General features: G+C 37.7%; 8 protein-coding genes and 3 pseudogenes. 3 read left to right on the forward strand and 8 right to left on the reverse strand.

Going from position 1 to position 12,902, the window contains the following annotated elements:
* Positions 1-244: 244 nt before the first annotated feature.
* Complete coding sequence (locus tag H3Z85_08465; GenBank protein QPQ53355.1) at positions 245-1,282, reverse strand: patatin-like phospholipase family protein; 1,038 nt, start codon at positions 1,280-1,282, stop codon at positions 245-247.
* Positions 1,283-1,462: 180 nt separating this feature from the next.
* A pseudogene (locus H3Z85_08470) lies at positions 1,463-1,962 on the reverse strand (M15 family metallopeptidase).
* 225 nt (positions 1,963-2,187) lie between these two features.
* Here H3Z85_08470 and H3Z85_08475 point away from each other — a divergent pair.
* A pseudogene (locus H3Z85_08475) lies at positions 2,188-3,767 on the forward strand (Na+/H+ antiporter).
* Between the two features lie 98 nt (positions 3,768-3,865).
* Here the strand turns inward: H3Z85_08475 and H3Z85_08480 are convergent.
* The 4 genes and pseudogenes from H3Z85_08480 to H3Z85_08495 form a co-directional block, all read right to left on the reverse strand.
* A complete protein-coding gene (locus H3Z85_08480; protein QPQ53356.1) occupies positions 3,866-4,477 on the reverse strand; it encodes a YdeI/OmpD-associated family protein in 612 nt (203 codons plus the stop codon).
* A 4-nt stretch (positions 4,478-4,481) separates the two neighbouring features.
* Positions 4,482-5,614, reverse strand: a pseudogene (locus H3Z85_08485) (serine hydrolase).
* 122 nt (positions 5,615-5,736) lie between these two features.
* Positions 5,737-6,555 carry a hypothetical protein gene (locus tag H3Z85_08490; GenBank protein ID QPQ53357.1) on the reverse strand — a complete coding sequence of 273 codons (819 nt, stop codon included), beginning with the start codon at positions 6,553-6,555 and terminating at the stop codon, positions 5,737-5,739.
* 114 nt (positions 6,556-6,669) lie between these two features.
* Complete coding sequence (locus tag H3Z85_08495; protein QPQ53358.1) at positions 6,670-8,211, reverse strand: glycine--tRNA ligase; 1,542 nt, start codon at positions 8,209-8,211, stop codon at positions 6,670-6,672.
* 322 nt (positions 8,212-8,533) lie between these two features.
* On the opposite strand from H3Z85_08495, the gene H3Z85_08500 reads away from it, so the two are divergent.
* Both H3Z85_08500 and H3Z85_08505 read left to right on the forward strand, forming a co-directional pair.
* On the forward strand, positions 8,534-9,229 hold the full coding sequence (locus H3Z85_08500) for a pseudouridylate synthase (GenBank protein ID QPQ53359.1): 696 nt from the start codon (positions 8,534-8,536) through the stop codon (positions 9,227-9,229).
* 402 nt (positions 9,230-9,631) lie between these two features.
* Positions 9,632-10,669, forward strand: coding sequence for a quinone-dependent dihydroorotate dehydrogenase (locus H3Z85_08505; protein QPQ53360.1), 1,038 nt, complete (start codon positions 9,632-9,634; stop codon positions 10,667-10,669).
* A 33-nt stretch (positions 10,670-10,702) separates the two neighbouring features.
* Here H3Z85_08505 and H3Z85_08510 read toward each other — a convergent pair whose 3' ends face one another.
* Both H3Z85_08510 and H3Z85_08515 read right to left on the reverse strand, forming a co-directional pair.
* Positions 10,703-11,593: a hypothetical protein gene (locus H3Z85_08510; GenBank protein QPQ53361.1), complete on the reverse strand. Its 891-nt coding sequence runs from the start codon at positions 11,591-11,593 to the stop codon at positions 10,703-10,705.
* A 20-nt stretch (positions 11,594-11,613) separates the two neighbouring features.
* The gene (locus H3Z85_08515; GenBank protein ID QPQ53362.1) at positions 11,614-12,858 is read right to left on the reverse strand and encodes a DUF445 domain-containing protein; all 1,245 of its coding nucleotides are present in this window, start codon (positions 12,856-12,858) and stop codon (positions 11,614-11,616) included.
* Between the last annotated feature and the right edge of the window lie 44 nt (positions 12,859-12,902).

A 12,902-nucleotide genomic window follows, 5' to 3' on the forward strand; every position in this document is an offset into this window, starting at 1 on the left:
AGGGTATACTGAAAAGGATATTGGTTAGAAAGTAAGCTGTTTTAGCTTTGGTTTTCCTGGTTATTTGTTGATTCAAAGATAGTTTTATGCAACGTCAGAACTTGTCGTGTATTATTTTTTTTGAATTTTAATTTTTTAATACTTCAAAAGTAGGAGTGGAAGCGACAAAAGTTGATGTATATAAAACTTTTCTGGAATTTTATAAGCTAAAAAGCTTATTTAGAGCAATTATAAGCTAAAAAGCTTATATTTTGTTTTTGATCAGTTTTTGAACAATTTGGTTCAATACCTCTCTGTTGTCATCAATATAGCTCAATCCGGCCTGGATCAGGTTTTCAATATTTGACCGTCTTACGTTATCCATGGCAGGAGAAGCGTTTTTTAATGATGGATTTAAGCGGTAATAATTCTTCTGATTCCGTAAACCCAATGTCTGAAACATCTGGCCAAGCTGATAATCTACAGTTTCTGCATTAGCAGACATCAGAATATCAATAATAGGATTCACCCAGCCTATTTTTCCTGCCTTTTCCAATCTTTTGAAAGAATAAGGCCTCGCTTCAATTCCTGTCCCGATCGATACGATAATCATATCATTTACCCCGGGATGGTTGGCTTTCTGATGGTTTTTTAAAACCTCGGCAAAAGGAATTTTGCGAGCTTCGGCATAAGCACAGAGTGCAGGATTATTGGCAAACATACCTCCGTCTATCAGGCTGAAGATCTGTCCGTACATAGATTTGATCTGTACGGGGCAGAAGTAGGTAGGAGCAGCTGAAGTGGCCCTGCAAATATCTTTTACATAAAAATTATCTGTACTGAGATGTGCTTTCCATGAGTTGAAGATCTTTGCCCGTCTGTTTTCTATATCATAACTTGTTATTAAACATGGTTTTATTAATTCTTTAAGTTCTAAATTTCCAAAAAAATCATTCAGGTTTTTTTGAAGTGAATCCTGAGAGATTCTTTCATTCAATAATCCAAAAGGATTGACCAGTTTTTCCCAAAAGGAAACCTGGAAAATATCGCCGCCCTTTTCTGCATACAATTCTAATCCTTTCTGGATAGAATACTTTGCTTTTCGGGTTTCATCGGGACATAGAATAATAGATGCAATCAGCCCTCCGGTACTGCTGCCTGCTACCAGATCAAAATAATCTCCGAGTTTGGCGCTCGGTTTATCATAATACTGGAGCTGTTCTTCTATGTAGCGTAGAATAATGCAGGTGATGATACCTCTTATTCCACCCCCGTCCAAAGAAAGAATGGTTGTCTTTTTCATGTGATATTTTAATTGTTTTTTTACAAGGAGACATGCAATCTTAAATCCTGAGAAGCTCTTTTTTATCACGAAAAATTCTTTAGATTTCATTGCTTTTTTTATTGTTTTCTTGTAAAGCAAAGGTAGGACGGGGAAGCGACAGAACGTGTCGTATATTATTTAATTTCTACCATGAGAGAATTAAAAAATAACATAATTATCCTTATCCCTGGGCATTTTGATTAATGTTTTCCAACTGGTTTTTACAAGACCTTTTCGGGATGGAATATTCTTTTTTCAAAATGGGGAAGGTCTTTAAACGTCTTCCAGTTTCCTCCCCAATCCCAGCCATGTCTGGCAAAAATTTTAACACACTCATACCAGTCAGCTACTTTATCATTATCCCAGTCTTTCGCAGTATCCCAACTTGCGATTTTGCCATCGATTATCAGACAGATATCTACGGCAAGACCATAATTGTGAATGCTCTGTCCTGCTTTTGCATTGGTAACTTTTTTTCCTGAAGTCAGACGTCCTATTGCATATAGTTTCTCCTGTTCCTCAAAAGATCTTAATCCCTGCGTGATCCGTACCTTTGCTCTTCCGGTAAGTGCTTCATCACAATCCTGGATGATTTGTCTCACTTCTTTCCTTATTACAGGATGTAGCTTTTGAATTCTTTCTAATGTTACGTTGTCCATGATGTTATTCTATTGTTATTCAAAAATATAGAATGAAAGCGACGAAACTTGACGTGTTTGATTAAATATTTAATACATCATTCGTTGATTGGAAGTAATCATTTTGTCTGTTGCTTTTTAAGTTTTGATAAGATCAAAGAAAAACAATGAATAATAGGAATTGACTGTATATTTGTATAATATGCTATTTATTTAAATTGCAAAAAGGAATCAAAAACACAATATATGCATACCGTCTTACCCTTCTTTCTGGCCATGATTGCTGCCGTGGTATTATTGAACCTCTGGGCAACCAAACTGAAAATTGCCTATCCCATTTTACTGGTTGTGTTTGGCCTGCTGGTCAGTTTTGTACCCGGGTTACCTACCGTAAAAATTAATCCTGATCTCATCTTTTTTATTTTCCTGCCGCCTTTATTATTTGAGGCGTCATGGTCGATTTCCTTTAAAGAAATGAAAAGATGGTGGAGGATTATAGGGAGTTTTGCCTTTCTGGTTGTCTTTTTTACTGCTTTGTCGGTTGCCGTTGTGTCCAACTATTTTATTCCCGGGTTCAGTATTGCACTGGGATTTTTGCTGGGGGAATTGTCTCTCCGCCAGATGCTGTAAGTACCGGTGCTATTATGAAATTCGTGAAAATTCCAAAAACGACTGCTGCCATTCTGGAAGGAGAAAGTTTGTTAAATGATGCTTCTTCCCTCATCATTTTCCGTTTTGCGCTAATAGCTGTGGGAACAGGACAGTTTGTCTGGCAGGAAGCATCTCTTACTTTTGTATGGATGATTGTTGGTGGAGCCGGCCTTGGATTATTACTTGCCTGGATTTTTGTGCAGATTCATAAACGCTTGCCTACAGATGCTGCTTCAGATATTGCATTGACTCTTATCGAGCCTTATCTGATGTATTGGCTGGCAGAGCAGTTCCATAGTTCAGGGGTATTGGCTGTGGTGTGTGGAGGTCTGTATATGTCGGGTAAAAGATTGATTTTTTTAAGCAGTACGAGCCGGATAAGGGGATACAGTGTTTGGGAAAGTTTTGTGTTTATTCTGAACGGAATTGTATTTTTAATCATCGGCCTGGAACTTCCCGAAATTGTAGGCGGATTACGCTCGGAAGGAATTCCTTTAAAAATAGCCATTAATTACGGAGTAATAGTAACGGGTATCCTTATTGCTGCCCGAATCATAAGTTCTTACGCGGCAATGCTTGCGACCATCATTTTCCGCCCGGGTGTAGCTCCCCGTGCTTCCTCAAACAGAAGGCGCCTGATGATGCCTCTTATACTGGGCTGGACAGGGATGAGGGGCGTGGTTTCGCTGGCAGCCGCACTGGCTATTCCTATTAGCCTAAATGGGGCTCCTTTTCCCAATAGAAATCTTATTTTGTTTATCACTTTTGTCGTTATATTGCTTACTCTTCTGGTTCAGGGGCTCACATTGCCTTATATTATAAGATTCGGACATGTATTTGATGATTTTATGGATGAAGAAAAAGAAGAGAAAGCCCGTCAGGACATTAAACTTAAATTAAAACAGCATGTTTATCATTTCCTTAAAAATAAACATGAAAATGAACTGCAAAGTCATGCCGGTCTTGAACGGATGCTAAAACATTGGGAAGAAAAAAATAAAGCCAACGACACGGAATGGATGAGTGAAAAAAATAAAGTGATTTTTCTTGAAATGCTTGAAAGCCAGAGGCAATTTCTTTCAGAGTTGAATAAAGATGTTTCCGTCAATGAGGAAATTATCCGCCATCAGTTGTACCAAATAGATCTGGAGGAGGAGCGTTTGAGGATGATTTAATTTTTAAGGATAGTCGGTAGAAATCACCAATATATATAGAATAAGCCACCGGCTATCGGTGGTCTATTCTATATACAAGTTTCATGTTGCTTCTTTGTTTATTTTCTTTCATACTTCCAGTTTCTTCCTTTCCCTTCAGCAATCCATTCCAAAGCCTGTTCCATTCTTTTATTTCTGGTAGCCTCTGTTTTGGCTTCCGTAATCCAGGTAATGTATTCTTTTCTGAAGGAGGGCGATCCATTTTTAAAAACATCCAGAGCTTTTTCATGGGCGTTCAGTGCAGTCTGAAAATAGTCCGGAATTTCTATCTCCGTTTTGGACGGAGCGGCTTTCTTCATGGTAATCCCCATATCTGTAAGTTCCATAGCCTCTTTAATAGCTTTTTTAAGCTGAGGTTTGGATGGAAGATCTTCAGTTCGGGTAATTTTTCCAAGGCTGAACATCGAATTCTTTTCAATATTCTGCGTGATCTCCTGCATGGTTTTCATTTCCTTTTCCAGCCAGAATCCAAAGGTGCAATGCTGTTTGAAAGAAGCCATAGCACATAGATTTTTCCCTTTATAGATAAAGTGCGGAAAACTCCATTTCATTGTTTCTTCCACATCGGGACAGAACTCGTGAACGGTTTCCCGGATATACTGTAAAACCGGCTTTGCGAAATCCTGTGATTTTTCGATATACGCATCAATTTTTGAACTGTATTTTTCCATCTTTTTATTGAAATAAGGATGTTGTCTCGTTAACCAGAAGTCTTACCAGGTCTGGTCTTCCTCTGTCATTTTTAGGGCTGTTGGCATAACTTCCGGTTCTAACAATCACCATATTATGCTCAGGAACCATAATTATATATTGTCCCTGAAGACCAAGGAAATAGTAGTGTTTAATCGGATTGTCATGATTGATCCACAGACCCATTCCATAGATCTTTTCAGATTTTTCCGTCGGGGTTCTCATCTGCTCAATAAAATCTGCGTCAAGGATCTGGTCTTCACCGACTTTACCATTGTCCAGAAACAATTGTCCCAGTTTAGCAAAATCCCTTGCATTGGAATGAATACAGCAATACGTTTTTTCCATTCCATAATCATCTGTACTCCATTTTGCATTTTGTTCCATACCGAGAGGAATCCAGAATTTTTCTGACAGGTAGCGTGCCAATGGTTGGGCGAGTGCTTTTTTTAAGGCAAAACCAAGCAGTTGGGTAGAGCCGCTCTGATACTCGAATTTTGTTCCCGGTTGTTCTTTAAACTTTCTTGAAAACACGGCTTTCACCAGACTTTTACCATAATAGGCCTTCGCATTCGGGAGGAACGGATTATTATAATTTTCATCCCAATCCAGCCCGGACTCCATCTGGGCCAGATTTTTAAGACTCACCTCATTTCCGAAGGGTTTGTTTTTAAAGTCAGGGTAAAAATCAGAAAATTTAGCATCTATATTTTTAATTTTCCCTTCTTCCAGAGCTTTTCCCAAGAGCATTACGGTCACAGCCTTTTCCATAGAAAAAGAATTGGTCTGTGACAACTGATTATAGCCGTCCCAATACTGCTCGTGCAGGATTTTACCGTTTCTGATTACCACGAAAGATGCTGTTCTTGTATTTTTCAGCTGATCAACTAAGGTTTTAGGTAATTCTTTTTATTGTAATCCGGGTCTTCTTCCCATAGTCTTGGTTCCTCTGTAGCAATGGGATTGCTGGGGAAAAGATCTCCGTCATCAATATAGGCTCCTGATTTTCCTTTAAGGTATGTTTTCGAAATACCACTAAACAAATAGTCATATCCCAGAAAATAAGCCGCTGCGGCTCCGGCTACAGCTCCGCCTATCATATATTTTAATATCTTCATGTTGGATTGATGCTCTTTAACAAATTTAAAATAATCTGAATTTAAAAGTAGTAAAATAAGATGTAAACTCAGTCAATAAAAAAAGCCCTGAACAAACTGTTCAGGGCCTGGATTTGTTACTACTATTTATTGTATTCGTAAACGTAGGTGTGGGTATTTGTTCCAAATGAAGAACTTGTATATTTCATAAGCGTCTTTGTGGGATAAGCTGCACTATTAAAGGTGTGATCTGCATTAGTTTTATTATAACCGCTTACGCTCCCTGTATAATTTTCACTTCGGCTGATTAGATTATTATATGCCAACTCACCATCGCCAAGGTAAAATAGATCAATTTTTATATAACCTTTTACATTTTTCATCGGGTGATTGGAATTATCGTAAGTATTAGCGACATTGTAGGTAGTTCCATTAAAGGTATAGCTTGTTGAGGCTATATTACCACTGTTGGTAAGATAGGCATCAACCTCAGCAAACTGAATATTCGAATGAGTTCCGGTAGATGGACTATAGGTAGAACCTTTATACTCGTTAAATTTAATGTGAGTATCACTCAAATACTGATAGTTTTTGGTATAAATTAGCGTTCCATTATCCTTTCTGGTCACTTTTTCAGATAAGACTTTTCCGTTGGAGTAAGTGAACTCTCTCATTTGTCTCATCGTTGCTCCTTCATATTCTTCAGTTTTTACAATATTGTCACCATTGTAGGTATAAACTGTTTTTTCATTGTCTGTAGCACTGTAAGATTCAAGTATTTTATCTCCGTTATATTTGAATTCTAAAGTGTACACCTGGCCATCCTGCGTCGTCTCAGTAACTTTTTTTAACAGATAAGGGGTATTATCATTATTGTTGTTATTGTCTGAAGAGTTGTCATTTGATGAAACACAGCCTACGGTCATCACCATAGCAAGAGATGAAATTATTAATTTCTTCATGATTATTATTTTTTTAGTTAGTTTTTAAAATCGCTCAAAAATAATAATTTTTATAATATATTCATCAAAAGCTTATAAAAATAGAAAAGCCTTGACAAAATCAAGGCTTTTCTATTATATTTTTGAAAGTAAGTTTCTAAAATTGGTTTTCTCATCAATGATTCTTCTCAACTCTGAAACAGGAACTCTTTCCTGCTGCATTGTGTCTCTGTCTCTGATGGTCACCGTATGATCTGTTAATGAATCATGGTCAACCGTAATACAGTAAGGAGTACCAATAGCATCCTGTCTTCTGTAACGTTTACCGATGGCATCTTTTTCTTCGTAGAATAAGTTGAAATCATATTTCAGGTCATTAAAGATTTTCTCTGCGTATTCAGCTAAACCGTCTTTCTTCATCAATGGAAGGATAGCTGCTTTAATTGGTGCTAAAGCCGGCGGTAAAGATAAAACTGTTCTTTCTGAACCGTCTTCCAATACTTCGTCTTTCAGGCAGTGTGAGAAAATAGAAAGGAATAATCTGTCTAGTCCTACAGAAGTTTCCACTACATAAGGAACATAGTTTTCATTTCTTTCAGGATCGAAGAATTGAAGTTTTCTTCCTGAGAATTTCTCATGGGCCTTCAGATCAAAGTCTGTTCTGGAGTGAATACCTTCAAGCTCCTTGAAACCGAATGGGAAGTTAAACTCAATATCTGCCGCAGCATTCGCATAATGAGCAAGCTTCTCGTGATCATGGAATCTGTAATTGTCATTACCCAAACCTAACGCTAAGTGCCAGTTCAGACGTTTTTGTTTCCATTGTTCGTAGAATTCAAGTTCTGTACCCGGAGCTACAAAGAACTGCATTTCCATTTGTTCAAACTCACGCATTCTGAAGATAAACTGTCTCGCAACAATCTCGTTTCTAAAAGCTTTACCAATTTGGGCAATACCAAAAGGAAGCTTATGACGAGACGTTTTCTGAACGTTCAGGTAATTCACAAAAATACCCTGAGCCGTTTCCGGTCTTAAATAAAGATCCATAGCACTGTCGGCAGAAGCTCCAAGCTTAGTTCCGAACATTAAGTTGAACTGTCTTACTTCCGTCCAGTTTTTAGAACCCGTATCAGGATCAGCAATTTCAAGCTCTTCAATCAAAGCTTTTACATCCGCAAGATCTTCATTTTCCAATGATTTGGCCAATCTTGAAAGGATAGCCTCTCTCTTTGCTCTGTATTCCAGAATTTTTGGATTTGTAGCTACAAACTGGTCTTTATCAAAAGCATCCCCGAATCTCTTCGCTGCTTTTTCAATTTCTTTGTTCTCTTTATCTTCAATTTTAGCACAATAATCTTCCACCAAAACATCTGCTCTGAAACGTTTCTTAGAATCTTTATTGTCAATCAATGGATCGTTGAAAGCATCTACGTGGCCTGATGCCTTCCATGTTGTTGGGTGCATCAAAATTGCCGAATCAATACCCACAATATTTTCGTTAAGCTGTACCATAGCCTTCCACCAGTATTGTTTGATATTATTTTTAAGTTCGGCCCCGTTCTGTCCATAATCATAAACAGCGGATAAACCATCATAGATCTCACTCGATGGGAAAATAAAACCATATTCTTTAGCGTGAGAAATCACTTTCTTGAAAACATCTTCTTGCTTTGCCATAATTTTTACGTCTGATGTGCAAAAATAGCAATTTGGATCCAAAATCATGAGATTCAATAAAAAAAGCTGTTAATATTAGCTTATATACTTCTGTTTTTGTTTTCAGGAGCCGGGAACCTGCTTTCGCTACTCGCTTTTTTAGTTTCGGCGGCGGCAAAGCCGCCGCCGAAACTAAAAAAGAGCTCAGACATACCGCTCAATCAGGGCTATTAACTTTCTAACGGGTTTTAAAACCCGTTAGATTTAGAATGGCAATGATCTTTCATATTTTTAAAGCTTCTCAGCGAAACAAGAATCAGCAGAAAATTTCTACTTTTGCCCCATGTTAGAAATTCTTTATCGCGACGAGTACATTATTGCCATCAACAAACCCAGCGGACTATTGGTACACAAGTCTTTTTACGCCGGAGAAGCCGATACCTATGCTATTCAGGAACTCAGAAATCAAATCGGGCAAAAGGTATATCCTGTACATCGTTTAGACCGTAAAACTTCAGGGGTTTTGTTGTTTACCTTAGATAAAGAAACGCTTAGAATGATGAGCGAACGTTTTGCAACCCGGGAAGTGGAAAAAAAATATATCGCCATTCTGCGTGGCTGGGCGAAAGAAGAAGAAACCATTGATTATGATTTGATTAATGAAAATGAAGTGAAGCAGAATGCCATTACCTATTATCATCTTTTACAAAAATCAGAAATCGATTTACCCTTTTTAAAACATCAGACTTCAAGATATTGTTTAGTGGAAGCCATTCCTGAAACGGGACGGTTTCATCAGTTGAGAAAGCATTTCAAACATATTTTACACCCAATTTTAGGCTGTCGCAAGCACGGCTGCAATAAACAGAATAAATTGTGGCTTCAAACATTTGATATTAACAAAATGACGCTTCACGCTCATCAGTTGATTTTTAATCATCCTGTTACCAACGAAAAAATGATACTGAATGCTACAGTAGATGAAGAGTTCAAAAGAGTAGGAGATATTTTGAATTTTGACTTGAGTCAGTATTCTTAATTTGCAACGAAAGAGAAAAACTTGCCAGGGTTTTAAACCTTGACAAGGATCCGGGGCAATCTCTGTAGCTGGTTTTTAAGCTGTTGATTAGAGATGATTATATTGAAATTCCTTTATTTAAGGCTTCCTTCGCAAAGCTTTAATGATAAATAATTTTTATTTTTCGGTCGCCAAGGCACTTCGTTCAGCAAATGAAATAGATTCTTAGCTTAGTGCAACGCCCTTGCGAACAAAAATGTTTTCAGAATTGTCATGCTTCTTGCGATCATAGCGTTCAAAAAACCACTGAGTTTGTAGATCTTATTGGCTTTATAGATGTTGTATATAAAACATTTTGATAAAATATCATACGGTAATTATAGATTAATTTTAAAATGAGTAATTTTGTAAAACTTTTTTTCAATGTACAAATCGCTCATTCGTCCGATTCTTTTTAAATTCGATCCCGAGGATGTTCATCACTTTACATTTTCGATGCTTAAGAATTTTGGATTTCTTACCCAATTATTTTTCCCAAAACCTATTGAAGACAAACGTCTGGAAAGAGAAGTTTTCGGATTGAAATTTAAAAATCCAGTTGGATTGGCAGCCGGGTTTGATAAAAATGCGGTTTTATTCAATGAATTGGCAGACTTAGGATTCGGGTTTGTTGAAATCGGAACGGTGACGCCAAGAGCTCAGGCGGGAAATCCAAGAAAAAGATTGTTTCGTCTGATAGAGGATGGAGGAATCATCAACAGAATGGGATTCAACAACGATGGTCTTGAAGCGGCCATTGAAAAACTGAAATCCAATAAGGGAAAAATAATCATCGGAGGAAACATCGGAAAAAATACAGATACAAGCCCGGAAAACTATACCCAGGATTATCTGGACTGTTTTGAAGGCCTTCATCCTCATGTAGACTATTTTGTCCTGAATGTAAGCTGCCCGAATGTAGGAAGCCACGCCAAACTTGAAGATGTGGACTATCTGCGTGAGTTGATTACGGAAGTAAAGAAAATCAATCAGTCAAAGTCTGTTCAGAAGCCAATCCTCCTGAAAATTGCTCCGGATCTTAATAACACGCAGTTGGATGAAATCGTTGAGCTGATTGCAGAAACCAAAATAGATGGAGTCATTGTTTCCAACACCTCTGTAAACAGAGAAGGATTGAAAACTTCAGCTGAAGTACTGCAACAAATAGGCAACGGCGGTTTAAGCGGAAAGCCGATTCGTGAGAGAAGTACAAAAATGATCAGATATATCTCTGAAAAAAGCAACAGGGCGTTCCCGATCATTGGAGTAGGAGGAATTCATTCTGCAAAAGATGCGATGGAAAAGCTGGATGCAGGAGCAAGTCTTGTTCAGTTATATACCGGATTTATCTATGAAGGCCCGGAACTGATCAACGAAATTAATAAAGAGATTTTAAAAAGAGCAAGCAGATTGCCGAGATAACATGCAAAGGAGAGTTCAGGATCGAACTCTCTTTTATTTTGATTTTACAACAGAGGCATTCTTACTGTCTACCGTCAGCGTATAAGCAGGTGTAGAATAAGGTTTGGGAACTTTAAGCTGGATTATTTTTGGATCTTTGGTCCTACGTTTCTGAGTTCCGGATATCCCTTCCCGACAGCTTTCTGTGAGAAATTCTTCATAGTTCTTATAATTCCAGTCTTTGGTAAAATATAATACGCGATATCCTTTTTCCCCGTCGCTCGCACCACACATTCCACAAAAATTAAAATTAGAAACCTCTTCGAAATAAAGCAGGACTCTGTGCCCGGAATGGTCAGATGCCGTGGATATAAGACTGTTTCCTCCCGCATGGTTGATGAAGTCAAATGTATTGATCTTTTTATGGTTGGGAAGCAGCAGATAATTGTTGTAACGGTAAATCATATCATTACCAGTGAAAAGCTTGGCGGTAGAGGTTTTTTTGTTCAGATAGAATGTACCTGAAATTGTATTCTCCTTAGGATTAGCCTGTCCGAAAATCAAGGATTCCTGAGGGAATAATTTTTGTGCTATTTCGTTGGTTTGTTCTATTTTCTGTCGTGAATTAATCTGTTCTTTAAGGTTTTTTGAACTCTGTTTTTGCTTAGACCCAAAGTTGTACAATGAAAGATTACCATAAAAATCATAAATTCCGGTCAGGGGAATTTTTTTCTGATATTTATCGTAATAATACCAGCCGTCTACATAGTGCTGATACTGGTCGCAGTCAATGATTCCTGAATAATTAAGCTGAATGGTCACAGGACTTCCTGCAATTTCTCCCTTGAAAGTCTGAGAAGAATCGGTGATTGATCTTAATTCAACCTGCTGACCGGAATAAAAAATAAAAAAATAAAGAAGAAATAAGGTAAAAGTTTTTTTCATGGTTGATGGTCATTTGTTTTTTAAATGAAGAAATGAGAAACAGTATAAATCAGCAGTCCCACCAAACCACCTACCAGAGTTCCGTTGACCCGGATAAACTGCAGGTCTTTTCCTACTTCCAGTTCCAGTTTTTCACTCAGCTCTTTTCCCTGCCAGTTTCCAACAGTGGTACTGATGAGGTTTCCAAACTGATGGGTATTCCGAAGAATATATTTATAAGCTGTTACCCGGACCCAATGATCAATTTTATTCTGAAGATTCTCATCTGTTTTTAAGTTTTGTGAAAATTCGCTAAGGTTTTTCAACAGATAATTTTTCAGTGCTGAATGCTCTTCCTGCAGTTCTTTCATCAGTGTTTTTTTGATAGAAACCCAGATGTCATTAGAATATTCTTCCAGTTTATCATTTTTCAGCAGACCGCTTTTAATCGTTTTAAATTCATCTTCCCACTTTGGATCTTCTTTAAGGTCAACGGAAAATTCATAAATTTTTTGAGTAATCAGTTTTCGTACATCGTGTTGGGAATCTTCTTCAATCTCCTTGAAAAAATCAGCCAGTCCGTCTGCAATTTTATCTGCAATCTTATTATCGACAAACGAGGGAATGAATGAATAACTTCCTTTCTTCACCCGGTCTTTGATCATTTCATCATTTTCAATAATATAATCCTTGATCTGCTTAGAAAGATTGGTGATGATTCTCTGATGATCATTTTTTTCCAGAATGTAATTGATCCCGTTTCCAACGACTTTGTTGAGTTTGATATCATCCGTCATCTCGGAAACTTTTTTGCTGATAAACTGACTGACCACAGAGTCATCCAGCTTATTGAGAATGTCCAGAACAATATCTGAAAGGTTCCTGATCAGGATATCCTGATTTTTTTCTTTGCCCAACCATTCTCCCACAAAGCTGGATACTTTAATTTTTTGAATATACGGCCGAATATTTTGTGGTGAAAGAAAGTTGCTGACAACAAAACTTCCCAGATTATCTCCCAGCTTTTGCTTGCTGTTTTCAATCAGATTGGTGTGAGGAATAGGAAGGCCCAGCGGATGACGAAATAAAGCCGTTACAGCAAACCAGTCTGCCAGGGCCCCGACCATGGCTGCTTCTGCAAAAGCACGTACATACCCGATCCAATGTGAAGGATTAGACTTCTGTAAAATGGTCGTAACAATGAAAATAACTGCCATCAGAACAAATAATCCCGTGGCAAATCCTTTGTATTTTCTGAGTTGTTTTCTTTTTGCTTCGTCATTCATATTCTCAAATTTACTAAATTTGGCTATCAAACCGTTTAAGATTT

Source organism: Chryseobacterium indologenes, assembly GCA_016025055.1.
Taxonomy (GTDB): Bacteria; Bacteroidota; Bacteroidia; order Flavobacteriales; family Weeksellaceae; genus Chryseobacterium; species Chryseobacterium indologenes.